The organism is Pseudonocardia alni (assembly GCF_002813375.1).
In the GTDB taxonomy this organism is placed as follows: Bacteria; Actinomycetota; Actinomycetes; order Mycobacteriales; family Pseudonocardiaceae; genus Pseudonocardia; species Pseudonocardia alni.
Map to the genome: position 1 here is coordinate 145,864 of NZ_PHUJ01000003.1, position 21,160 is coordinate 167,023.

A 21,160-nucleotide genomic window follows, 5' to 3' on the forward strand; every position below is an offset into this window, starting at 1 on the left:
GGGCAGCAGCCTACGATGGCCCCTCGTGAGCTGGACGTCCTACGGTGCCTACCTGTTGATCGTCGTCGGGCTGGTGCTGATGCCCGGCCCGGACACCTTCGTGATGCTGCGCGCCTCGCTGGTCGGCGGGCGCGCGGGCGGACTCTCGACGCTGGCCGGGGTGTTCACCGGCAACGCCCTGCAGGGCGGCGCCGCGGCGTTCGGGCTCGGTGTGCTCGTCGCGAGCTCGCACACCGCGTTCACCGTGATCCGCTGGGCCGGGGTGGTCTACCTCTGTGTGCTCGGGGTGCAGGCGCTGCGGGCCGCGCGTCGCGGCGACTACCCCGTGGTCCCCGACGGTGGTCCGCGGGTCCCGGCGCGGCGGTCGTTCCTGGTCGGTTTCGGTTCGAACATCACCAACCCGAAGGTGCTGGTCATGTATCTGTCGGTGCTGCCGCAGTTCCTCGTGCCCGGGGTGACGACCACCGCCGACGCGCTGCTGCTGGCGCTGTCGGTGGCGGTGCTCGGCGGCGTCTACGGGGTCGGCCTGGTCCTCGCCGTGCACCGGGCGCGGGCCTTCTTCACCCGGCGCCGCGTGCGACGCGCCGGTGACGTCGTCGCCGGGGTCGCGCTGATCGGGTTCGGCGGGGCGCTGGCCGCCGCCTGAACTGCGGGGTTGCCCGCATGGTGGGTCTGAGTTCATGATGTGGGTACGACATCGTCGTCGATGCCCAGGGGGATCATCGTGTCGGACACCGTCATCGTGGTGAACACGGCCGTCGCCGTGCTCGCCGTCGTCGTGTTGATCGTGAGGTTCCGGCTCAACCCGGTGATCTCCCTCGTGATCGGCGCCGTCTACCTGGGCCTGACCGCCGGCCTGGGGGTGACGGGGACGGTCGACGCGGTCACCGGCGGGTTCGGCGACATCCTGGCCGACGTCGGGCTGCTCATCGCCTTCGGTGTCCTGACCGGCGCGATGCTGCACCACGCGGGCGCCATCGAACGGCTGGTCTCCGCGCTGCTGACGGCCTGCGGCCCGCGCGGGATGCCCTACGCCACCGCCGTCACCGTCTCCACCGCACTCCAGTCGATCTTCGTCGACGTGTTGCTGGTCATCTCCGCACCGCTGGCCCGTCGGATCGCTCCGCGCATCGGGGACAAGGGGCTGCCGCGGATGGCGACCGCGCTCGCGATCGGCCTGGAGTGCGGGATCGTGTTCATGGTCCCCGGTGTCGGCGCGGTCGCACTCGCCGGTGTGCTCGGGGTGCCGCTGGGCCAGATGCTGATCCTGGGCCTGGTCGTCGTGGTGCCGACCGTGCTCATCGCGACCGGGATCATGTCCGTGCTGCTGCGCCGCGGCTGGTGGGACCCGGCCCGCGACGAGCAGGAGCCGGTCGCCGCGGGCGTGCCCGCCGGTGCGGAGGCCCACTCGCCGGACACCGACGCACCCGAGGCCGGGAGCGCCGGGGGACGGCCCACCGGTACCGGTTCCCCGGACGGCGGGGGCACGCACGGGGGAGACGGAGCCGGGCCCGGCGGGGGCGCGGTCCCGGCCGCCGTCGGCACCGCGGTGTCCGGCACCGCGCGTCGCGAGCTGCCGCTGGCCCTGCTGTTCGGGCCGCTGCTGGTGGGCCTGCTGCTCATCGCCGCGGGCGCCGTCCTCGACGCGGCCGGGATCACCCATCCCGTCATCGCGTTCCTGGGCGAGCCGGTGATCGCGCTGCTGCTCGCGCTGATCGGGACCACCGCCGTCATCGGGGTCGCCCACGGGCGCGGCATGGTCGAGTCCGCGGTCTCCGACGGGTTCCGTGAGAGCGGGCAGATCCTGATCCTCACCGGCGTCGGCGGTTCGCTCGCCACCACGATCTCCGACGCCGGGCTGGGCGAGATCCTCGGCAGCTTCTTCTCCGCCGGCACCGCTGCCCCGCTGCTGATGGTGTGGCTGATCGCCGCCGTACTGCACGTCGCGATCGGGTCGGTGACGATCTCGGCGATCACCGCGGCCGGGGTGCTCGCCCCGGTCGCCCCGGTGATCGGCCTGGCCCCGGTACTGATCGCGCTGGCCGCCGGTGCCGGGGCGCTGTTCGCCGTCCACGTCACCTCGAACACGTTCTGGCTGCTGCAGTCGCTGCTCGGACAGTCCGTGCGCGGGACGCTCAAGACCTGCTCGGTCGGGGTCTCCATCGCCTCCGTCGTCGCGATCCTGGTGATCCTGCCGCTGTCGCTCGTCGTCTAAGGAGAGTCGTGTCGCAACTTCCGCTGTCCGGGGTCCGGGTGCTCGAGCTCGGCAACTACATCGCCGCTCCCACCGCGGGACGCCTGCTCGCCGACTTCGGCGCCGAGGTGATCAAGGTCGAGCGCCCCGGTACCGGCGACGAGATCCGCAACTGGCGGCTCTACGCCGGGGACACCTCGATGCTGTACCGGACGCTGAACCGCAACAAGCGCTCCATCACCCTTGACATGCGCTCGGCCGCGGGGAAGCAGGCGGTGCTGGACCTGGCCGCCCGCTCCGACGTGGTGCTGGAGAACTTCCGGCCCGGCACGCTGGAGAAGTGGGGGCTGGGCCCGGCCGAGCTCGACGCCGTCAACCCCGACGTCGTGCTCGTGCGGATCTCGGCGTTCGGGCAGACCGGGCCGCTGTCGTCGCGGCCGGGGTTCGCCGCCGTCGCCGAGGCGATGGGCGGGCTGCGCGCGCTCGTCGGGGAGGCCGACCGGCCGCCGTCGCGGACCGGGGTGTCGATCGGGGACTCGATCGCCGGGCTCTACGGCGCGTTCTCCGCGATGATGGGTCTCTACCAGCGCGAGAGCCGCACGGACCGGCCCGCGCTGGACCGGCGCTGCATGGACGTCGCGCTCAACGAGGCCGTGTTCTCCATGATGGAGTCCCTCGTCCCCGACCACCTCGCCTACGGCGTCGAGCGGCGCCGCGTCGGCGGGCGGATGGAGGGCATCGCCCCGTCCAACGCCTACGTCTGCGCGGACGGGGGCAGCGTCGTCATCGCCGGCAACGGCGACTCCATCTACGGCCGGTTCATGACCGTCATCGGCCGCGCGGACCTGGGCGGCGACCCCGAGCTGGCCTCCAACGCGGGCCGCTGGGCGCGCCGCGACGAGCTCGACGGCGCCATCGAGACCTGGACCCGCTCGCTGCCCCGCGACGAGGTCCTCGCGAAGCTGGAGGAGGCCGGCGTCCCGGCCGGGCCGATCCACTCCGCCGCCGACATCGTCGCCGACGAGCAGTTCCGGGCCCGCGACATGGTCCAGTACTTCGACGTCGACACCGGCGGCGCCGAACCCGCACGGGTCGGGTTCCCCGGCATCGTGCCGGTGCTCGACGGCCGGTCGGTCCCGGTCCGCTCCGTCGGGCCGGACCTGGGCGCCGACACCGCCGCCGTACTCGGCGGGCTGCTCGGGTACACCCCGGACACGATCCGGGCCGCATCGGGGGAGGACGCATGAGCACCGACGGGGTCGTCCTGCGGGACGTCACACTGCGCGACGGGCTCCAGCTCACCGGCAAGCCGCTGCCCACCGACCGCAAGGTCGGGCTGGTCCGCGCGCTGCTCGGTGCGGGTGTACCGGAGCTGGAGATCGGGTCGCTGGCCCGCGGCGACCTGGTGCCGCCGCTGGCGGACACCCTCGACGTCGTCGCCGCGCTGACACCGGAGGAGCTGGAGCGCTGCTGGGTGTGGGTGGCGACGCCGCGGCACGTGCAGAAGGCGGTGGCCGCCGGGGCCCGCAACGTCCAGTACTGCTTCTCGGTGTCCGATGCGCACAACAACGCCAACATCGGCCGTGACACCGCCGTCTCCCTCGACGCGATGCCGCAGGCCGTCGAGTACGCGCGTGCCGCGGGCGGACGCATCCAGCTGTGCCTCGCGACGGCGTTCACCTGCCCGTTCGACGGGCCCGTCGACCCGGACCGGGTGGTCGAGATCGTCGCCGACCCGCGCACCGCGGGCTCCTGCGACGTCGTCGTCTGCGACACCCTCGGGCAGGCGAACCCCGCCGAGGTCGGGTCGCTGGTCGGGCGCGTCGCGGCGGTCGCCGACGGCCGTCGCGTCGCCTTCCACGGCCACGACACCTGGGGCCAGGGCGTCGCGAACGCACTCGCCGCGGTGCAGAACGGTGCGACCGTCCTCGACGGCGCGCTGGGTGGACTGGGTGGCTGCCCGTTCGCGCCCGGGGCCAGCGGCAACACCGCCAGCGAGGACCTGCTGTTCGCGCTGCGCCCGGGCTGGCTGACCCCCGCGGTGCTGGCCGACCTCGTGACGTGGTCCGAGGACCTGCTGGCCGAGCTGGGGGAGCCCATGCGCTCGGCGACGGCGCGCGGTGTCCGCTCGAACGCCCAGGCCTTCCCGTGGACGGCGGGGCCACGCTGACACCCCGCTGTCCCCGTCCCCGTCCCCGTCCCCGTCCGGGACGGTCGGTCAGTACCGCATCGCGTAGGCGGTGGGGGGCTCACCGAACATCTCGGTGAAGTCCCGGGTGAGGTGGGCCTGGTCGGCGTAGCCGAGCTCGACGGCGACCTCGGCCCACCGGACCGGGCGCCCCGCCGCCATGAGCTCGGTCACCTCGTGCAGCCGGTAGCGGCGGATCACCCACTTCGGCCCGACGCCGACGTGCTCGTGGAACAGCCGCTGCAGGGAGCGGACGCTGGAGCCGGTGCCGTGGGCGAGCGCATCCACCCGGACCACTGATCGGTCCTCGGCGATCGCGGCGACCAGGTCCCGTGCCTCGGCCGCGGCCCGGTCCGGGCCGCCGGCCGGGAGCCTGCCGCGCAGGTACGCGGCGAGCCCGTCCACGTCGGCGGTGACCGGGCAGACGACCGGGTCCCGACGATCGGTCACACTCGCGACCGGCGCTCCCACCAGCGCCCGCGCGGTGCCCGCCCGGAGCGCTGCACCGACCACCCGGCCGGTTCCCTGCAGCTCGCGGTGGACGTACCGGGTGGCGGGCCCGGCCAGCACGGCGGCTCCGCCGGGCTGCACGGTCAGGTGCACCTGGGGATAGGGGACGACCTTCTGCCGGTAGGGCCGGTCGTAGTCCCACTCGACGACCCAGAACTGCTCGACGAACCCGGCCAGGTCGACCGGCGGTGCCACGGTGCGCGAGCGCTGGTGGCGGGCCCGCGCCCCGGGGAGCCTGCGGGGGTCGTGGTCCACGGTGGTGAGTATGCCGCGGCCCGGGGCGTGGCCGGCGGGTCTGGCGCGTTCGTCCAAGACCCGGCACCGGCCCGGGCCCTAGCGTCCCGGCCATGCACCGTCACATCGCCGCCGCTGCGGCCGCACACCTCCCGCTGGTCGCGGCCGCGTCCCGTGTCCCCTCCTCCCGGCCGACGCCGTGCGCGGGCTGGGACCTGGCGGACCTGACCGGCCACCTGCTCCACTGGACACCCGTGCTCGCCGACGTGGGACGGCGCACCGGGACCGGACCGGCGACCGACCCCGACGCGACGGCACCGATGACCGGCGACTGGCCCGCCCGGCTCGACGCCGCCCGGGACGACCTGGTGACCGTGTGGTCGGACCCGGCGACCTGGGAGGGCGCGGTGACCATGGGTGAGCGGCTCCCGGCCGCCGTCATCGGCGGGATGGTGCTGGGTGAGCTCGTCGTGCACGGATGGGACCTCGGCCGCGCGGTGGGCGTCGAGCCGGTGTGGCCCGACGACGTCCTCGAGGCCACGCTGGCCGCTGTGTCGGCGATGGCCGAGCAGGGGCGGGGGATGGGTGTGTTCGCCCCGGCCGTCGTGACCGCGCCCGGCGCGACCACGATCGAGCGAATCGTGGCGACGACCGGCCGAGACCCCGCGACGCGGTGCTGAGCCGCAGGCGTGGTGGGCCGCGGCCGGGCTCACCCCGGAGGGCGGCCGCCGAGGGTCCGGGTCAGCCGGTCCGCGGCGCCTGCCAGCAGATCCACGCTCTTCTCGCACTCCGACCGGCCGAACCGGAGCGTGGGGCCGCTGATCGTGAGCGCCGCGGTGACCTCGCCCGCGTGGTCGAAGACCGGTGCGGACAGCCCGGAGCCGCCGTCGTCGCGCTCGGCGACGGTGATCGCGAACCCGTCGCGGCGGGTGTCGTCCAGCAGCGCGCGCAGCGTCTCCGGGTCGGTCACGGTGTACTCGGTCAGCGACGGCAGCGGGCCGGCCAGCACCTCCGCGGCCAGCTCGGGGGCCCAGGCGAGCAGGACCCGGCCCGCCGAGCCGGTGTGCAGCGGGATGACCTTGCCGACGTGCATCTCCCGGCGCAGCGCGTGCCGGGTCTCGGCGACGGCGACGCACACCCGGTGCCGCCCCGCCTCGGCCCGGAACAGCGACGCGGTCTCCCCGGTGGTGTCGCGCAGCTCACGCAGCAGCGGCCCGGCCAGCTCCAGCAGGTCCACCCCGCGGGCTGCGGCCCCGGCCCAGTAGGCCATCCGGATCCCGATCCGGACCCGGTCCCCGACCCGGTCCAGCAGCCCCTCGGCGACCATGTTGGACACCAGCCGCTGCACCGTCGAGGTCGGGATGCCGGTCGCCTGCTGGATCTCGCCCAGCCCGAGCACGGGGCGCTGCAGGGTGAACGCGTCCAGGATGTCGGTGATCTTGCCGAGGACCAGGAGCCGCTTCGGGCCCTCGCTGGTCATCCCGTGACCCGGTCCAGGAAGGCCCCCGCCGCCTCGCGGTAGCGCTCCCAGGCCGCCGGTGCCGGGTCGGCCTCGTAGCGTGCCGGATCGGCGCCGGCGCTCCACGACGGCGGCGTCGCGCCGCCGTGCAGCGCCCACGCGGCCTGGCGGGCGGCGCCGTCGGCCACGTACTCGCCGGGCTCGGGCACCCGCACCGGCACCTCGAAGACCTGCGCGGCGATCCGGCAGACCGCCTCGGAGCGGGCCGCCCCGCCGACCAGGGTCACCCCGGACACGGTGACGCCCTGCTCGCGCAGCGCCTCCAGTCCGACCCGCTGCGCGGACAGCATGCCCTCGACCGCGGCCCGGGCCAGGTTCTCCCGGGTCCCCGACGCCAGCGTCCAGCCGTGCAGTGCGCCGGTCGCGTCGGGCAGGTTCGGGGTCCGCTCGCCCTCCAGGTAGGGCACCACGACCAGGCCGTCCGCGCCCGGCTCGGCGGCCAGCGCGAGGCGGCCCAGCTCGTCGTGGTCCACGCCGAGCAGCCGCCGGGTCGCATCCAGCACCCGGGAGGCGTTGAGCGTGCACACCAGCGGGAGATAGGCGCCGGTGGCATCGGAGAACCCGGCGACGATCCCGGAGGGGTCCTGGGCGCGACGTTCCGAGCGGGCGAACACCGTCCCGGAGGTGCCCAGCGAGACGACGACGTCGTCGCCGGCGTCGACACCCAGCCCGGCCGCCGCGTTGTCGCCCGCCCCGGCGCCGACCCGGATCCCGCCCGGGCCGTCGACGGACTCGGCCGGACCGAGCAGCCGCGGCAGCGCCGGCGTCGAGCCGAAGAAGCGTTCCAGCAGCTCGGGGCGGTAGTCGACGCCGTCGAACCAGCCGGTGCCCGAGGCGTCGGACCGGTCGGTGACCAGCTCGTCGAGACCCGCGCCGCCGGCGAGCCCGCCCCCGCGGAGCTTCCAGGTCAGCCAGTCGTGCGGCAGGCACACCGCCGCGGTGCGGGCGGCGTTCTCCGGCTCGTGCGCGGCGAGCCAGCGCAGCTTGGCCAAGGTGATCGAGGCCACCGGGACGACGCCGGTCGTCTCCGCCCACCGGTCCGCGCCGAACTCCTCGACGAGCTCACGGGCGGCGGCGGCCGAGCGGGTGTCGTTCCACAGCAGCGCGTCGCGGACGACCTCGCCGCGCTCGTCGAGACAGACCATGCCGTGCTGCTGGCCCGCGACCGACAGCGCTGCGACGCCGTCGAGGCCGCCCGCGTCGTCGATCGCGGCCTGCAGCGCCTCCCACCAGAGCCGGGGGGCGATCTCCGTACCGTCCGGGTGTGCGGCGCGCCCGGAACGGACGAGCTCGCCGGTGTCGGCGTCGCGGACGACGACCTTGCAGGACTGGGTGGAGGAGTCCACCCCGAGCACCAGTGCCATGCCCCCCAGCCTGCCATCGCCGGACCGGCGCGGCGGGAGACAGGCGGGGTGGATCGGTGCCAGGGTGGTCCCATGAGCGACGAGCAATGGTTCTACTGCCTCAAGCACGGCACCGTGGAGACCGCCGACGGCTGCCGGTCGGCCGACCGGCTCGGCCCGTACCCGGACAAGGCCACCGCGGCCCGCGCGCTGGAGATCGCCAAGGAGCGCACCGAGTCCGAGGACCGCAAGGACCGTGAGTGGAACGCCGGGGGCTCCGGGGCGTCCTGAGATGAGCGCGTCGAGCGACGGAGGCCGGGTCGTCGTCGTCACCGGCGGGAGCCGGGGGATCGGTCGGGCGGCGTGCGCGGCGTACGCGGCCCGCGGCGACACCGTCGTCGTCGCCAGCCGCAGGGCCGAGGCGTGCACCGCGCTGGCTGCGGAGCTGACCGCGGAGCACGGCACGCCGGCACTGGGCGTCGGCTGCCACGTGGGCCGCTGGGCGGACTGCGACGCCCTGGTGGACCGGGTGCTCGCCGAGTACGGCCGCATCGACGTGCTGGTCAACAACGCCGGGATGTCCCCGCTCTACGGGACGCTCACCGAGGTCACCGAAGAGCTGTTCGACAAGGTCCTCGCGGTGAACCTGCGCGGCGCCTACCGGCTCGGGGCCCGCTGCGGGGAGCTCATGGCCGCGGCGGGCGGCGGCGCGATCGTGAACGTCTCCTCGGTCGCGGCGGTGATGCCGGGCCCCGGCGAGCTGCCCTACGCGCTGGCCAAGGCCGGACTCAACGCCCTGACCGTCGGGCTCGCCCGCGCCTACGCGCCGTCGGTGCGGGTCAACACGGTGATGCCGGGTCCGGTCCGGACCGACATCGCCGAGCACTGGACCGAGGAGTTCCGCACGCGGATCGCCGGCACCGTCCCCGCCGGACGGGTGGGGGAGGCCGCGGAGGTCGTCGGCGCGATCCTCTACCTGACCGGCCCGGACGCCGGCTACACGACCGGCGCGACGATCAAGGTCGACGGCGGGATGGCGTGGTCGACGTGAGGTCCCCGGCCGACGTCGTCGACCGTGCCGCGCTCGGGGCCTGGCTGCGCGACCAGGGCCTCGGCGACTGGTCCGGCGAGCTGGAACCGGTCGGCGGCGGCACCCAGAACGTGGTGCTGCGCACCGTCGTCGACGGCAGGCCGCTGGTCCTGCGCTCCCCGCCGGTGCACCCGCGGCCGGGGTCGGCCCGCACCATCGCCCGTGAGATCACCGTGCTCGGCGCGCTGCGCGGCACCGACGTGCCGCACCCGGAGCTCGTCGCCGCCTGCACCGACGCCCAGGTGCTCGGCAGGCCGTTCTACCTGATGTCCGACGTGGACGGCGTCAACCCCGGCGAGCGGGTCTCGCCCGAGCAGGCCGCGACCACGGCGCTGAGGCACGGCGCGGTGCTCGACGTGGCCCGGGCCGCGGCACGGCTGGGACGTCTCGACCCGGCCGCCGTCGGGCTCGACCGGCTGCGCCGCCCCGGCCCGTTCCTGGAACGGCAGGTGCCGCGCTGGACCGAGCAGCTGGCGTCCTACTCCGAGGTGCCCGGCTACGACCCGGGCGACCTGCCCGACGTGGCCGTCGCCGCGGACTGGCTGACCCGTCACCGGCCGCCCGAGCCGGAACCGGGCGTCGCGCACGGGGACCTGCACCTGAACAACGTGCTGCTGGACCGGACCCGGCCTCGGGTGGCCGCGCTGGTCGACTGGGAGATGTGCACCGTCGGCGACCCGCTGCTCGACCTCGGCTGGCTGCTGGTCACGTGGCCGGTCGACCCGGTCGGGTTCGGCGCCGGGACCGAGCTCGCCGGGTACGGCGGGCTCCCCACCCGGGCCGAGCTCGTCGCCGCCTACGCCGACGCCGGCGGCCGCGACACCACCGGCATCACCTGGTACGCGGGGCTGGCCGCGTTCAAGCTCGGCGTCGTGCTGGAGGGCACCTGGGCGCGGGTCGCCGCGGGCGAGGCGGACCGCGCGGTGGGGGAGCGGCTGCACGGCGCGGCCGTCGCGCTGCTGGAGCTGGCCGTGCGGATCGCCCGCGACGAGTGGGCCGTCAGCGCGGGGTGAGCCGCACCGGGATGCCGCCCACCGGCACCGGCAGCGAGGTGTTGTCCCAGCGCAGCCGGTAGGACGGCTCGACGCTCCACCGGTAGCGGCGCAGCATCTCGTGCAGGATCGCGGTGACCTCCAGGGTCCCGAAGTGCAGCCCGATGCACTTGTGCACGCCACCGCCGAACGGGATCCACGCGTCGCGGTCGGAGCGGTCCTCGCGCCGGTCCGGGCCGAACCGCTCGGGGTCGAAGCGCTCCGGGTCGGTCCAGCAGGACCGGTCGTAGTGGTTCACAGCCTGCGCGACGACGACCCGCGTCGCCGCCGGCACGTGGTGCCCGGCGACCGCGGTGTCCTTCACCGCCGTCCGCATGACCAGCGGTACCGGTGCGTCGAGCCGCAGGGCCTCCCGGATCACCAGGTCCAGCGAGGTCAGCTCGCGCAGCTCGGCGACGGTCGGGGCACGGTCCCCGATCCGCTCGGCGAGTGCGTCGGACTCGGCGCGGCAGCGCTCCTGCCAGACCGGGTGGCGCGCGAGGTGGTGCGCCGCCGACGCCGTCGTGGTGGTCGACGTGTCGTGCGCGGCCATCATCAGGAAGATCATGTGGTTGACGACGTCGTCGTCGGAGAACGTCTCGCCGTCGTCGGTGCGGGCGTGGCACAGCGCGGAGAACAGGTCGGTGCCCTCGCCCGCGCGCTTGGCCGCCAGGTTCTCCCGGAACCAGTTCTCCAGCACCACCCGCCCGCGCAGCCCGCGCCGCCACCGGGTGCCGGGCAGGTCCTTGCGGACGAAGGAGTTCGCGGCCCGGACGCAGTCGACGAACGCCCGGTTCACCGCCTCGGCCTCCGGCCCGGAGCGGGCGTCCATGAACACCGCCTGCGCGACGTCCAGGGTGAGTCGCTTGAGCGCCGGGTAGAGCCGCAGCCGCTCCGGCCAGGTCGGCAGCACCTCGCGCACGACGGGGGTGGTCGCGGCGACGTAGCTGGAGATCCGGTCGGCGGTGAAGGCCTCCTGCATGATCCGCCGGTGCGCGCGGTGCTCGTCGAAGTCGAGCAGCATCAGGCCGCGGTGGAAGAACGCGTCGACCGTCGCGCGCCACCCCTCCTGGGAGAACGCCTTGTCCCGGTTGGTGAGTACCTCCCGGGTCGCGGCCGGACCGGTCACGACGATCGCCCGGCCGACCGGGGACCGCATCCACCACACCGGGCCGAGTGCCTCGGTGCGGGCGCGGGTGAAGCGGTGCCCGAACCGGATGTAGGCCAGCGCGTGGCCGAGCAGCGGCATGCCCTCGTCACCGGGGACCTCGGCCAGCCCGTGCGGTGCCGGGCCGAACGGCGCGGGACGGTGGCTCCGGGCGCCGGTGGCGAGCAGCGCGTCGTCGAGCCGGTCGGGCGCGGGCAGGGTCAGGACGGACGACCAGCGCTCACGCGCCTGCTGCACCAGCTTCACGGTATTGCTCCTCGGGCCTCGACGTCGGTGTCCCCGCCGAAGTTAGACACATCGGGCAGAACTGTCCAGGTGATGGACGGGTCGTGTCATGATGTCTTCCATGAGCGAGCGGCGGACGATGGCGCGGCGGGCCCGCGACGAGCTGCGCGCTGAGGTCCTCGACGTCGCCGAACGCCTCGCGGTCGCCGGGGAACGCCCGTCGATGCCCGAGCTCGCCCGCCGGGTCGGGGTCAGCAGGCAGACCCTCTACAGCGAGTTCGGCGACCGTGACGGCCTCGCCGCGGCCCTGATGCTGCGCGCCACCGACCGGTTCCTCGACCGGATCGAGGCCGCCCTCGACGGAGAGTCCGACCTGTACTCGGCCTGGGTCGCCGCGGTCGACGCCGCCCTCACCGAGGCGGGGGAGAACCCGCTGATCAAGGCCCTGCTCAGCGGCGACGCGGCGGTCCCGTCCGCGTTCGGCGCCGACTCCGGTCCGATCATCGCGGCCGCGGCCGAGCGGTCCGCGGGCTATCTGCGCCGGGTCCGGCCCGGAGCCCGCGAGCAGGACGTCCGGCTCGCCGCCCAGACCGCCGCCCGGCTCACCGTCAGCCACATGGTGCTCCCCACGGGCCCGGCCGCGCGCTCGGCGGAGGACATCGCGACGGTGGTGGTGCGGACGCTCGGCGACGCCTAGCTCCGGACGGCGTCGCCCGCCCCGCGGGGCAGCCGCGGCACGTCCGGCGCCACCACCAGCGCCGGCCCCGCCGGAACCGTCAGCTGACGATCACCACGTGCAGTGTCCGCGGCCCGTGCACGCCCTCCACCCGGTCCAGCTCGATGTCGCTGGTCGCGCTCGGCCCGCTGATCCAGGTGTGCGGCCGCGCCGGGTCCAGCGCCGCCACCGCCTCCGGCACACCGGCCACGACCTGGTCGGCGCGGATCACGCAGACGTGCAGGTCGGGGACCAGCGTCGCGGCGCGCCGGCCCTGGCCCGGACCGTGGTCGAGGATGATCGTGCCGGTCTCGGCGATGCCGACCGCGGCCGTCGACAGCACGCCGTCGCAGCGGTCCAGCTCCGACACCGCGACGTCCGGCCCGTCCGGGACGACCTCGACGTCGTCGGGCACCAGACCGGCCGGGAAGCCCGGCGGCACCAGGATCCGCAGCGGGCCGGAGCCCGCGAGCGGGGACCGGCCGGCCAGGGCACCGGCGACCCGCAACGCCGCGGTGCCCGGGTCCGCCCGCTCGACGACGGCGCGGTAGTCCGCGACCCGCTCGTCGAACAGGTCGACGACCTGCGCGTGCGGCAGCGACCGGTCGGGGACCGGCCGGACCACCTCGACGTCGAGCACCGGCTCGACGTCGGGCACGTCGGTCAGGGCCCGCCGGGCCTTCGCCAGGATCACCTCGCGCGCGCTCATGCCCCGTCCCCGTTCCTGCGCCCGCCGTCGGTGTTGTCGCTCCGGCTCCGCCCGCCGTCGGTGTTGTCGCTCCGGCTCCGCCCGCCGTCGGTCCTGGTCCACCACTCCCGGAAGGACTCGGCCGCCGGTACCGGCACGTCGCGCGAGTCGGACCAGGCGCTCGCCGGGCCGGGGACCGCACCGAGGATGCTGCGCCCACCGGGCGCGGTGCGGCCCAGCCGTCCGGCCAGCTTCCCGCCGATCCCGGCGACGCGTTCGGCCGCGCCGGTGCGCGCGGCCGAGGACAGCGTCCACGACGCCGCCTTCATCGCGACGTCCTGCACCGACGGCACGCGGCTCGCCTTCCGGTGGGCGTCGACCACCTCGGCGCGCAGGTGCACCAGTACCTCGGGGATGTCGATGCGGACCGGGCAGACCTCGAAACACGCCCCGCACAGGCTGGACGCGTACGGCAGCGAGTCGGTCTGCGGGTCGGTGCCCACCCCCCGCAGCTGCGGGGTGAGGATCGCGCCGATCGGGCCCGGGTAGACCGAGCCGTAGGCGTGCCCGCCGGTGCGCTCGTAGACCGGGCACACGTTCAGACAGGCCGAGCAGCGGATGCAGCGCAGCGCCTGCCGCCCGGTCGGGTCGGCGAGCACGTCCGTGCGGCCGTTGTCCAGCAGAACCACGTGCACCTCCTGCGGCCCGTCGCCGGGGGTGACCCCGGTCCAGGTGGAGGTGTAGGGGTTCATCCGCTCCCCGGTCGAGGACCGGGGGAGCAGCTGCAGCATCACGTCCAGGTCCTGGAAGGTCGGCAGGACCTTCTCGATCCCGACCACCGACACCAGCACCTCGGGCAGGGTCAGGCACATCCGGCCGTTGCCCTCGGACTCGACGACGGTGAGCGTCCCGGTCTCGGCGACGGCGAAGTTCGCCCCCGAGACCGCCACCTTCGCCCGCAGGAACTTCTCCCGCAGGTGCTCCCGGGCCGCGGCGGCCAGGCGCGCCGGTTCGTCGGTCAGGTCCGCCGGGGCGGCGCGCCCGGCGCGGCCCATCTCGCGCAGGAAGATCTCCCGGATCTCCGCGCGGTTGCGGTGGATCGCCGGGACCAGGATGTGGCTGGGCAGGTCGTCCCCGAGCTGCACGATCAGCTCGGCGAGGTCGGTCTCCCAGGCGTGGATGCCCGCGGCCTCCAGCGCCGAGTTCAGGTCGATCTCCTGGGTGGCCATCGACTTGACCTTGACGACCTCGTCGGTGCCGTGCCGCCGCGCGATGTCGACGACGACCGCGTTCGCCTCGGCCGCGTCGCGCGCCCAGTGCACGGTGGCGCCGGCCGCCGTCAGCGACCGTTCCAGCTGCTCCAGGTAGTCGGGCAGGTGCCGCAGCACCCGGTTCTTGATGGCCTCACCGGCCAGGCGCAGCTGCTCCCAGTCGTCGACCTCGCCGACGACGTTGCCGCGCTTGGTGCGGATGGTGGACGTGGCGTGGGCCAGGTTGCGGCGCAGCTGGGAGTCCTCCAGTGCGGCGCGCGCCGCCGCCGGGAACGCCGGTGTGCCGAGGAACGTGCCGCTCATCGGACCGCCTCCGTCGTCGCGTCCGGGACCGCGCTGCCGACGCTCGTCGGGTCCGCGGCCCGCTCGGTGCGCCGCTCGACCACGGGCTCGGTCTGCGCCAGCACCTCGGCCAGGTGCATGACCCGCATCCCCGACCGCTGCCGCGACAGCAGCCCGCCCACGTGCATCAGGCACGAGTTGTCCCCGGCGACGAGCACCTCCGCGCCGGTCGAACGGACGTGGCGGGCCTTGTCGTTGCCCATCGCGATCGAGGTCTCGGAATTCTTCACCGCGAACGTCCCGCCGAACCCGCAGCACTCGCCCGAGCCCGGCAGGTCGAGCAGGGTCAGTCCGCGGACCGCGCGCAGCAGCCGGGTCGGCCGGTCGCCGACCCCCAGCATCCGCAGCGAGTGGCAGGTCGGGTGGTAGGTGACGCGGTGCGGGAAGTAGGCCCCGACGTCGACGACGCCGAGGACGTCGACCAGGTACTCGCTCAGCTCGTACACCGGCGGTGCGGACTCGACGCCGCGGATCAGGCCCGGGTCTCCGGAGCGGCGCGCGACCAGGCCGTGCTGGTGGCGCACCGAGCCCGCGCACGACCCGGACGGCGCGAGGATCGCGTCGTACCCGGCGAAGGCGTCGAGGTGGTTGCGGACGAGCGGGACGGCCTCGTCGAGGTAGCCGGTGTTGACCATCGGCTGCCCGCAGCAGGTCTGCGCGGCGGGGAACTCGACGTCGACGCCGAGCCGGCGCAGCAGGGACACGACGGCCCTGCCGGTGTCCGGGAACAGGGCGTCGTTGAGACACGTGACCATGAGGCCGACGCGGGGCCGGGGGATCGGCATGGCGCCTCCGGTGAAGTGGTGGGACGGAGGGTGTGGTCCGACCAAGGTAGCGGTATGGTCGGACCACACACAAGCAGGAGGACGACGTGCGTGTTCCCGCCGCCCACGAGATGGTGCTCGCCCACGTCGAGGAGCGCCTGACGAGTGGCGAGTGGCGCCCGGGGGACCGGCTGCCGCCGGAGCGCGAGCTCGCCGCGACGCTGGGCGCGTCCCGCCAGGCGGTCCGCGAGGCACTGCGGGTGCTGCAGGCCCAGGGCGTGATCCGCTCACAGGTGGGCACCGGCGCGGACTCCGGGACGGTCGTCGTGCCGGCCCCGGCGCGGGCACTCGGCCGGGTGCTGGCCCTGCACCTGGCGGTCGACTCGTTCCCGGTGGACGACGTCACCGAGGCCCGGGTCATGTTCGAGCGGTTCTCCGCCGGGCTGGCCGCGCGTCGGCGCTCGGCGTCGGACCTGCTGGAGTGGACGGCCGCGCTGGACGTCATGGACGACGACCTCGACCCGGCCGCCTTCAGCGACGCCGACATCGCCTTCCACGTCGCGATCGCCGCGGCGGCCGGGAACCGCCTGGTGGGGGAGCTGACCCGGGCGATCCGGGAGTCGGTGCGCGGGATGCTGCTCGACGCGATGCAGGCCCAGGGGGACTGGCCCGCGCTGCGCGAGCGGCTGCGGGCCGAGCATCGGGAGATCCACGCGGCGATCGCCGACGGCGACGGGACACTGGCAGCGGACCGGATCGAGGCACACATTCGCGCCTTCCACGGCCGGGTCGGACCTGCCTAGGCTCACCGCGTGACCACCTCCGACCTGCCCGACGCCGCCGTCGTCGCGGTGTCCGCCCGGTACCGTCGCGGGTTCGCCGACCTGGTCTCCTCACTCGACGCCGCGCAGCTCGCGGCGCCGAGCCTGTGCGCCGGGTGGGACGTGCGGACCGTCGCCGGGCACCTGGTGTCCGCGCTGACCACGACGGTGCCGTCGTTCCTGGTCCAGGTGCTGCGGGCGCGCGGGAACGTGGACCGGGCGGTCGACCGGGCCGCCCGGCGGGACGCGGCCCGTCCGGTCGAGGAGCTGGTCGCGGTCCTGCGCGACCGTGCCGACAGCTCCTTCGCCCCGCCCGGTATCGGGACGCGGGGCCCGATGGCCGACGCGATCGTGCACACCGCCGACGTCACCGTCGCGCTCGGGCTCCCGTTCGACCCCGACCCGGTCGACGTGCGCATCGCGCTCGACTTCGTGGTCGGGACGGTCCCGCTCGCGTTCACCACCCGGCGCCGGCTGGCGGGCCTGCGGTTCGTCGCCGACGATGCCGGGTTCGCGCGGGGCGAGGGCGCGGAGGTCCGGGGACACGGCGTCGACGTCCTGCTGGCCGCCTGCGGACGCCCGGCCGTGCTGGACCGGCTGACGGGGGACGGCGTCGCGACGCTCGCCGCCCGGCTGACCGGGCGCTGACGCCGTAGTCCCCCGGCCATCCCGCATCCGTCGCGCCGGTCGACGCGTCGCTCCCGCGCCCGGTCCACGCGTCGTTCCGGCGGCCGGTTCATGCGCGCCGAACCGGAGAACGCGCGCTCGATCGGGCGCGCATTCTCCGTCCCGGCGAGCGGACCGGTGTGCGTGGTCGCGCGAGGGCCGGTGACCGGCGGACCGGATCGTGCGGGGCAGGGGCACCGGCGACGGGTGGGTCAGGGGTTCGCGTCGCGGTGCAGGCCCAGCAGGTGGACGTAGGCGGCGGCGGACAGCGGGATCGAGTCGCGTTCGGTCTGGCTCAGCTCCCGGCGCACCTTTCCCGGCACCCCGGCGACCAGCGACCCGGGCGGTACGACCGTGCCCTGGGTGAGCACCGCGCCCGCGGCGATCAGCGACCCGGCGCCGACGTGCACCCCGTTCATGAGTACCGCGCCCATGCCGATCAGCACGTCGTCCTCGACGGTGCAGCCGTGCACGACGGCGCGGTGGCCGATGGTGACGCCGTCGCCGATGGTTGCGGGGAAGCCGGGGTCGGCGTGCAGGACGGAGCCGTCCTGGACGTTGGTGCGGGCGCCGAGGGTGATCGGGGCGAGGTCGGCCCGGATCACGCACGTGTACCAGATCCCGGTCTCCGGACCGATGCTCACCTCGCCGGCGAGCACGGCGCCGGGCGCCACCCAGGCCTGCTCGTGGACCTGCGGGGTGTGGCCGTTCACGGTGATCATGGGGTCAGCCTAGGGCGGTTTCGAACGCGGCGAGGACGTCGTCGCTGAACAGGACGAACCGGACCTCGGTCACCGCGGTGCCCGCCTCGGCGACCTCGCGGACGGTGGCGACGGCGATCCGGGCGGCGTCGGCGACCGGCCACCCGTAGACCCCGGCCGAGACAGCGGGGAACGCGACGGTCCGGGCGCCGAGGGAGTCGGCGACCCGCAGCGACTCGCGGTAGGCGCTCGCCAGCAGCGCCGAGCGGTCCTCCCGCTTCGCGTACACCGGCCCGACGGTGTGGATCACCCAGCGGGCGGGCAGGTCGCCGGCGGTCGTCGCGACGGCGTGGCCGGTGGGGAGCCCGTCGGGCAGGTCGCCGGCGCGCAGGCGCTCGCACTCGGCGAGGATCGCGGGCCCACCGCGCCGGTGGATGGCGCCGTCGACGCCGCCCCCACCACGCAGACCGGAGTTGGCGGCGTTGACGACGGCGTCGACCCGGGCTTCGGTGATGTCCCCGCGCTCGCAGGCGATCCTCATGTGCGTGCCTCCTCGCGCAGCCGACCCAGCAGCGGGATGGCCGCGATCTTGTCCTCGGTGAGCGAGTCCCAGACGATGCCGCCGTCCGGGCGGGACCGCCGGTGCTCGCGGCAGTCGACCACCCGGTCCGGGGTGACGACCAGGTCCACCGGGGCGTCGTGCGAGGCCCACGGGATCACCCCGGCGTCGCGTAGCTGCAGCTCGTGGACCGTGGTGACGACCAGCGTGTCGTCGGAGATCAGTCCGGCCTCGCGGGCCAGTGCGAACTCCAGGTCGGCGAACCCGCCGCCCTTGCCCAGCCGCGCCCCGTCGGCGCCGACCGCGACGCAGCCGGTGACGACGAGGTCGACCGGCTCCAGGTCCGCGACGGCGACCCGGCGCGCCGACCGGGTGGCGTTCTTGATCGACACCGCCAGGCGCGGCGGGTCGGCGAGATCGTCCGGGTCGAGCAGGAAGAACGGGTCGGCCTCGGCCAGCTTCGGGACGGCCATGTAGACGGTCTTGCCGTCCTCCAGCGCGTACCGGCGCACCGGGAGCTGCGCGGAGTCCGGGTTGGACTTCACGGTGCGGGCGGCCCGCCACACGTCGAGCTCGCGCAGCCGGCGCGCCGCGGCCTCGGCCCCGACGAAGTTCGAGATCCGGTTGCGCGCCCCGGGGAACCGCGCGGCCTTCTGCTCGGTCAGCGCGGTCCACACCTCGTCGCGCAGCTCGGCCTTGCGGGCGAGGGTCCCGGGGTCGCCCCCGGCGTCGTGGTCGTGGCGGCGGCTCATGTCGGCGACCCTGCCAGGCCGCCGGTCAGTGCTCCCGCAGGGCCTCGATCAGCTCGTCCTTGGTCATGTCCGAGCGGCCCTCGATGCCGACCTTCTGCGCCTGGGCGTAGAGCTCGTCCTTGGTCTGGTTCTCGTAGTCTCCGTGCTCGCCGCCCCGCTTGCCGACGGTGTCGCGTCCCTCGGCGGCCGCGGCGTTCGCGATCCGCGCGGACTTCTCCTTGGAGTTGCCCTCCTCGCGGAGGCGCTCGTACATCTCGTCGTCCTTGATGCTGCTCGCCATGGCGGTCGACTACCCGCCGAGCAGCTCGGCCAACCTGTCCAGTAGCGGCACCTGACCCTTCACGATCTTCTCCCGGGCGGTGGCGAGGTCGAACCACGCGGCGCGGTCCAGCTCGGGGAAGCGGAGGGTGCGCCCGGAGCGGGGCGGCCACTCCATCTCGACCCAGCTGCCGTCGTCGGGACGGTCGGCGACGGCGTCGGCGCCGGTGAAGCCGGACCCGTCCAGCGCGAAGGCGGTGACGGTCTTGCGGGACCGGCGGACCGTGCCGAGCCCGACCGGCTCGCCGTCGGGCGGCGGGGCGCCGATCTCCTCGGTGAACTCGCGGCGGGCGGCGTCGAGCGGGTTCTCGTCGGGGTCGTGCTCGCCCTTGGGCATCGACCAGGCATGGTCGTCCTTGCGGGCCCAGAACGGCCCACCCATGTGGCCGAGCAGCACCTCAGGGCCGCCCGGCCCGGCCCGGTGCAGCAGGAGTCCGGCGCTGGTCACGGGAGGCACGCGGGGATCATCCCAGACGGGCGGGCCGGTCGAGCCGGTGCACGTGGGCCAGCGGGGGGTCGGCCGGGTTGTCCGGGGGCAGCTCCCCGGTCGCGACCCGGCGGAAACCGGCCTTCTCCAGCGCCCGGCACGACGCGCGGTTGCCCGCCGCGACCGGGACGACCACCGCCGTCGCCTCCGGGTAGCGCTCCCAGCCCTCGGCGACGGCGGCGGCGATGATCCGCGGGCCCAGCCCGCGCCCGGTCAGCTCCACCGGCCCGATGAGGTAGTCGACGGTCAGCGCACCGTCCGGGATCGTCAGGATCGGCGCGATCGCGGCGACCTCCTCGGGGTAGTCGTGCCAGCGGGCGCGCTGGACGAGCCCGACCGGGACACCACCGAGCTCGGCGACGAGGTCCTCGCCCGGTTCCTCCCCGCGCAGCCCCGCCCCGAAGTCGCGTTCGAGCGCCTCGTCGGTGGTCTCGTGGAACCACCACCGGTGCACGTGCGGCGCGGCCAGCCAGCGCCGCAGGAGAGCCAGGTCGCCCCGCACCAACGGGCGCAGGGTGACGGGGGCGTCGAGCGACGGCCCGTCGGCCGGTGTGACGGACGGCGGCACGGGCGCGAGCGTAGCCGCGCCGCGGCCCGCCGCCGAGCGGTGTCCTCCTCCGCCCGGACGAGGACGGGGACGGTGGGCATCTCGTCCTCGCTGCGGATCCGGCCGTACCCCGGCCCGCCTAGGGTCGTGTTCCGATGGAACGCCATCGGACGAGGGGGACGACGATGACGAGCGACCACACCCGGCGGGCCGCACCGGCGGGGGACGGCGGGTCCGCCGCGGACCGCGGGGGCGGATCCGCCCCGGCCGACCCCGGACCGGCTCCCGCACGGACCCGGTGGTGGCGGCGCGACTACAGCCCGGAGGAGATCGAGGCGGGCAAGCAGGCCTGGCGCGACGCGATGCCGTGGGACCACCCGATGTCGCGCGGCGACAAGGTGCTCGTCTTCTCCACGCTCGGCCTGCTCGTGTTCATGCTGGTGACGATGCCGCTGCGGCCGTTCCTGCTGGCGTCGCACCCGGTGTGGCTCGCCGCGGTCACCGGCAGCCTCTCCGCGGTCGGCGCGGGCGCGGCGTTCGCCCGGATCGGCGAGGCGGACCTGTGGGTCGTCATCGCCGCCGGGGTGTTCGGAATGATCAAGTTCGACTGGTTGTTCTGGCTGGCCGGGCGCCGGTGGGGCGAGAAGATCGTCGCGTTGTGGGCGCCCGGTGACTTCGCGAAGCGGTTCGTCGGCCGGATCCGCAGCTGGCCGCGGTGGTCGATGCCGATCGCCGTCGTCGCGGCCGCGCTGCCCGGCATCCCGGCCGCCGCGGTGTTCGCGGTCGCCGGACTGGGGAGGATGCGGCTCGCGACGTTCCTGCTCTTCGACGCGATCGGCGCCGCGCTGATCACCGGGCTCGTCGCCGGGCTCGGGTTCGGCCTCGGGCAGGACGCCGTCGACGTGGTGCTCGCCGTCGACAAGTACGCGTTGTGGATCAGCCTGGCGCTGGTCGTGTTCGTGTCGGTCCAGGCGAGCCGCAGGCAGAAGCAGCAGGCCCCGCCCGCCGCGTGACGGTGCCCGCGCCG

General features: G+C 74.9%; 25 protein-coding genes. 12 read left to right on the forward strand and 13 right to left on the reverse strand.

All coding sequences use genetic code 11. The annotated features are described in order from the left end of the window. The first annotated feature begins 25 nt into the window (after nucleotides 1-25). The 4 genes from ATL51_RS02005 to ATL51_RS02020 all read left to right on the forward strand — a co-directional run bounded on the left by ATL51_RS02005 (nucleotide 26) and on the right by ATL51_RS02020 (nucleotide 4,364). The gene (locus ATL51_RS02005) at nucleotides 26-646 is read left to right on the forward strand and encodes a LysE family translocator (protein ID WP_073574498.1); all 621 of its coding nucleotides are present in this window, start codon (nucleotides 26-28) and stop codon (nucleotides 644-646) included. 78 nt (nucleotides 647-724) lie between these two features. Further along, the gene (locus ATL51_RS29215; protein ID WP_100880413.1) at nucleotides 725-2,215 is read left to right on the forward strand and encodes a GntP family permease; all 1,491 of its coding nucleotides are present in this window, start codon (nucleotides 725-727) and stop codon (nucleotides 2,213-2,215) included. Between the two features lie 8 nt (nucleotides 2,216-2,223). Further along, complete coding sequence (locus ATL51_RS02015; RefSeq protein WP_073574499.1) at nucleotides 2,224-3,441, forward strand: CaiB/BaiF CoA transferase family protein; 1,218 nt, start codon at nucleotides 2,224-2,226, stop codon at nucleotides 3,439-3,441. Continuing rightward, the gene (locus ATL51_RS02020) at nucleotides 3,438-4,364 is read left to right on the forward strand and encodes a beta/alpha barrel domain-containing protein (protein WP_100877465.1); all 927 of its coding nucleotides are present in this window, start codon (nucleotides 3,438-3,440) and stop codon (nucleotides 4,362-4,364) included. Before ATL51_RS02015 ends, ATL51_RS02020 begins: the two co-directional genes overlap by 4 nt. A gap of 48 nt (nucleotides 4,365-4,412) precedes the next feature. On the opposite strand, the gene ATL51_RS02025 is transcribed toward ATL51_RS02020, so the two are convergent. Continuing rightward, nucleotides 4,413-5,147 (reverse strand): DUF6597 domain-containing transcriptional factor, encoded by a 735-nt coding sequence (locus ATL51_RS02025; protein WP_100877466.1) that lies wholly within the window; start codon nucleotides 5,145-5,147, stop codon nucleotides 4,413-4,415. 92 nt (nucleotides 5,148-5,239) lie between these two features. Here ATL51_RS02025 and ATL51_RS02030 point away from each other — a divergent pair, with 92 nt between their 5' ends. Further along, nucleotides 5,240-5,806 carry a TIGR03086 family metal-binding protein gene (locus tag ATL51_RS02030; RefSeq protein ID WP_073574501.1) on the forward strand — a complete coding sequence of 189 codons (567 nt, stop codon included), beginning with the start codon at nucleotides 5,240-5,242 and terminating at the stop codon, nucleotides 5,804-5,806. A gap of 29 nt (nucleotides 5,807-5,835) precedes the next feature. Here the strand turns inward: ATL51_RS02030 and ATL51_RS02035 are convergent, their stop codons facing one another. Further along, the gene (locus ATL51_RS02035; RefSeq protein WP_073574502.1) at nucleotides 5,836-6,606 is read right to left on the reverse strand and encodes an IclR family transcriptional regulator; all 771 of its coding nucleotides are present in this window, start codon (nucleotides 6,604-6,606) and stop codon (nucleotides 5,836-5,838) included. Further along, entirely contained in the window at nucleotides 6,603-8,009 is a 1,407-nt protein-coding gene (locus tag ATL51_RS02040) for a xylulokinase (protein ID WP_073574503.1), read from the reverse strand. The genes ATL51_RS02035 and ATL51_RS02040 overlap by 4 nt, the downstream gene beginning before the upstream one ends. A 72-nt stretch (nucleotides 8,010-8,081) precedes the next feature. Between ATL51_RS02040 and ATL51_RS02045 the strand changes: the two genes are divergently transcribed. From ATL51_RS02045 to ATL51_RS02055, 3 genes are read left to right on the forward strand one after another with little or no spacing between them, the layout of a single operon-like run. Further along, nucleotides 8,082-8,279 carry a hypothetical protein gene (locus tag ATL51_RS02045; protein ID WP_073574504.1) on the forward strand — a complete coding sequence of 66 codons (198 nt, stop codon included), beginning with the start codon at nucleotides 8,082-8,084 and terminating at the stop codon, nucleotides 8,277-8,279. Between the two features lies 1 nt (nucleotide 8,280). Further along, complete coding sequence (locus ATL51_RS02050; protein ID WP_100877467.1) at nucleotides 8,281-9,039, forward strand: SDR family NAD(P)-dependent oxidoreductase; 759 nt, start codon at nucleotides 8,281-8,283, stop codon at nucleotides 9,037-9,039. Further along, nucleotides 9,027-10,091, forward strand: coding sequence for a phosphotransferase family protein (locus tag ATL51_RS02055; protein ID WP_100877468.1), 1,065 nt, complete (start codon nucleotides 9,027-9,029; stop codon nucleotides 10,089-10,091). The genes ATL51_RS02050 and ATL51_RS02055 overlap by 13 nt, the downstream gene beginning before the upstream one ends. Here ATL51_RS02055 and ATL51_RS02060 read toward each other — a convergent pair. After that, nucleotides 10,078-11,523, reverse strand: coding sequence for a cytochrome P450 (locus tag ATL51_RS02060; RefSeq protein ID WP_073574507.1), 1,446 nt, complete (start codon nucleotides 11,521-11,523; stop codon nucleotides 10,078-10,080). The genes ATL51_RS02055 and ATL51_RS02060 overlap by 14 nt on opposite strands. A gap of 100 nt (nucleotides 11,524-11,623) precedes the next feature. On the opposite strand from ATL51_RS02060, the gene ATL51_RS28560 reads away from it, so the two are divergent. Beyond that, nucleotides 11,624-12,199 (forward strand): TetR family transcriptional regulator, encoded by a 576-nt coding sequence (locus tag ATL51_RS28560; protein WP_167409940.1) that lies wholly within the window; start codon nucleotides 11,624-11,626, stop codon nucleotides 12,197-12,199. Between the two features lie 79 nt (nucleotides 12,200-12,278). Here the strand turns inward: ATL51_RS28560 and ATL51_RS02070 are convergent, their stop codons facing one another. The 3 genes from ATL51_RS02070 to ATL51_RS02080 are packed head-to-tail and all read right to left on the reverse strand — an operon-like array spanning nucleotide 12,279 to nucleotide 15,303. After that, nucleotides 12,279-12,926 (reverse strand): LutC/YkgG family protein, encoded by a 648-nt coding sequence (locus tag ATL51_RS02070; RefSeq protein ID WP_100877470.1) that lies wholly within the window; start codon nucleotides 12,924-12,926, stop codon nucleotides 12,279-12,281. Then, entirely contained in the window at nucleotides 12,923-14,479 is a 1,557-nt protein-coding gene (locus tag ATL51_RS02075; protein ID WP_100877471.1) for a lactate utilization protein B, read from the reverse strand. Before ATL51_RS02075 ends, ATL51_RS02070 begins: the two co-directional genes overlap by 4 nt. Continuing rightward, complete coding sequence (locus ATL51_RS02080; protein WP_167409941.1) at nucleotides 14,476-15,303, reverse strand: (Fe-S)-binding protein; 828 nt, start codon at nucleotides 15,301-15,303, stop codon at nucleotides 14,476-14,478. The genes ATL51_RS02075 and ATL51_RS02080 overlap by 4 nt, the downstream gene beginning before the upstream one ends. Nucleotides 15,304-15,389: 86 nt before the next feature. On the opposite strand from ATL51_RS02080, the gene ATL51_RS02085 reads away from it, so the two are divergent. Both ATL51_RS02085 and ATL51_RS02090 read left to right on the forward strand, forming a co-directional pair. Then, nucleotides 15,390-16,085, forward strand: a complete 696-nt coding sequence (locus ATL51_RS02085; protein ID WP_301548850.1) for a FadR/GntR family transcriptional regulator — start codon at nucleotides 15,390-15,392, stop codon at nucleotides 16,083-16,085. Nucleotides 16,086-16,094: 9 nt separating this feature from the next. After that, nucleotides 16,095-16,751 carry a maleylpyruvate isomerase family mycothiol-dependent enzyme gene (locus tag ATL51_RS02090; RefSeq protein ID WP_208622887.1) on the forward strand — a complete coding sequence of 219 codons (657 nt, stop codon included), beginning with the start codon at nucleotides 16,095-16,097 and terminating at the stop codon, nucleotides 16,749-16,751. A 230-nt stretch (nucleotides 16,752-16,981) separates the two neighbouring features. Here the strand turns inward: ATL51_RS02090 and ATL51_RS02095 are convergent, their stop codons facing one another. Genes ATL51_RS02095 through ATL51_RS02120 form a run of 6 tightly spaced genes read right to left on the reverse strand, consistent with a single transcriptional unit; the run spans nucleotide 16,982 to nucleotide 20,154 of the window. Beyond that, on the reverse strand, nucleotides 16,982-17,491 hold the full coding sequence (locus tag ATL51_RS02095; protein WP_100877473.1) for a gamma carbonic anhydrase family protein: 510 nt from the start codon (nucleotides 17,489-17,491) through the stop codon (nucleotides 16,982-16,984). A 4-nt stretch (nucleotides 17,492-17,495) separates the two neighbouring features. Then, nucleotides 17,496-18,011 (reverse strand): O-acetyl-ADP-ribose deacetylase, encoded by a 516-nt coding sequence (locus ATL51_RS02100; RefSeq protein ID WP_100877474.1) that lies wholly within the window; start codon nucleotides 18,009-18,011, stop codon nucleotides 17,496-17,498. Next, nucleotides 18,008-18,781, reverse strand: coding sequence for a 5-formyltetrahydrofolate cyclo-ligase (locus tag ATL51_RS02105; RefSeq protein WP_100877475.1), 774 nt, complete (start codon nucleotides 18,779-18,781; stop codon nucleotides 18,008-18,010). Before ATL51_RS02105 ends, ATL51_RS02100 begins: the two co-directional genes overlap by 4 nt. Before the next feature lie 25 nt (nucleotides 18,782-18,806). After that, nucleotides 18,807-19,061: a DUF7218 family protein gene (locus ATL51_RS02110; RefSeq protein WP_100877476.1), complete on the reverse strand. Its 255-nt coding sequence runs from the start codon at nucleotides 19,059-19,061 to the stop codon at nucleotides 18,807-18,809. Between the two features lie 9 nt (nucleotides 19,062-19,070). Further along, nucleotides 19,071-19,547 (reverse strand): NUDIX domain-containing protein, encoded by a 477-nt coding sequence (locus ATL51_RS02115; RefSeq protein ID WP_392567392.1) that lies wholly within the window; start codon nucleotides 19,545-19,547, stop codon nucleotides 19,071-19,073. 16 nt (nucleotides 19,548-19,563) lie between these two features. Then, nucleotides 19,564-20,154 (reverse strand): GNAT family N-acetyltransferase, encoded by a 591-nt coding sequence (locus tag ATL51_RS02120; protein WP_208622889.1) that lies wholly within the window; start codon nucleotides 20,152-20,154, stop codon nucleotides 19,564-19,566. Between the two features lie 164 nt (nucleotides 20,155-20,318). On the opposite strand from ATL51_RS02120, the gene ATL51_RS02125 reads away from it, so the two are divergent. Continuing rightward, nucleotides 20,319-21,146, forward strand: coding sequence for a DedA family protein (locus ATL51_RS02125; protein ID WP_301548851.1), 828 nt, complete (start codon nucleotides 20,319-20,321; stop codon nucleotides 21,144-21,146). Nucleotides 21,147-21,160: the final 14 nt, after the last annotated feature.

Bases quoted from the DNA above. Each gene is read 5' to 3' on its own strand.
- ATL51_RS02075 (WP_100877471.1), bottom strand. From the start codon at position 14,479: ATGAGCGGCACGTTCCTCGGCACACCGGCGTTCCCGGCGGCGGCGCGC.
- ATL51_RS28560 (WP_167409940.1), top strand. From the start codon at position 11,624: ATGAGCGAGCGGCGGACGATGGCGCGGCGGGCCCGCGACGAGCTGCGC.
- ATL51_RS02070 (WP_100877470.1), bottom strand. From the start codon at position 12,926: ATGAGCGCGCGCGAGGTGATCCTGGCGAAGGCCCGGCGGGCCCTGACC.
- ATL51_RS02110 (WP_100877476.1), bottom strand. From the start codon at position 19,061: ATGGCGAGCAGCATCAAGGACGACGAGATGTACGAGCGCCTCCGCGAG.
- ATL51_RS02030 (WP_073574501.1), top strand. From the start codon at position 5,240: ATGCACCGTCACATCGCCGCCGCTGCGGCCGCACACCTCCCGCTGGTC.
- ATL51_RS02125 (WP_301548851.1), top strand. From the start codon at position 20,319: ATGACGAGCGACCACACCCGGCGGGCCGCACCGGCGGGGGACGGCGGG.
- ATL51_RS02050 (WP_100877467.1), top strand. From the start codon at position 8,281: ATGAGCGCGTCGAGCGACGGAGGCCGGGTCGTCGTCGTCACCGGCGGG.
- ATL51_RS02035 (WP_073574502.1), bottom strand. From the start codon at position 6,606: ATGACCAGCGAGGGCCCGAAGCGGCTCCTGGTCCTCGGCAAGATCACC.
- ATL51_RS02045 (WP_073574504.1), top strand. From the start codon at position 8,082: ATGAGCGACGAGCAATGGTTCTACTGCCTCAAGCACGGCACCGTGGAG.
- ATL51_RS02105 (WP_100877475.1), bottom strand. From the start codon at position 18,781: ATGAGCCGCCGCCACGACCACGACGCCGGGGGCGACCCCGGGACCCTC.
- ATL51_RS02100 (WP_100877474.1), bottom strand. From the start codon at position 18,011: ATGAGGATCGCCTGCGAGCGCGGGGACATCACCGAAGCCCGGGTCGAC.
- ATL51_RS02040 (WP_073574503.1), bottom strand. From the start codon at position 8,009: ATGGCACTGGTGCTCGGGGTGGACTCCTCCACCCAGTCCTGCAAGGTC.
- ATL51_RS02080 (WP_167409941.1), bottom strand. From the start codon at position 15,303: ATGCCGATCCCCCGGCCCCGCGTCGGCCTCATGGTCACGTGTCTCAAC.
- ATL51_RS02095 (WP_100877473.1), bottom strand. From the start codon at position 17,491: ATGATCACCGTGAACGGCCACACCCCGCAGGTCCACGAGCAGGCCTGG.
- ATL51_RS02020 (WP_100877465.1), top strand. From the start codon at position 3,438: ATGAGCACCGACGGGGTCGTCCTGCGGGACGTCACACTGCGCGACGGG.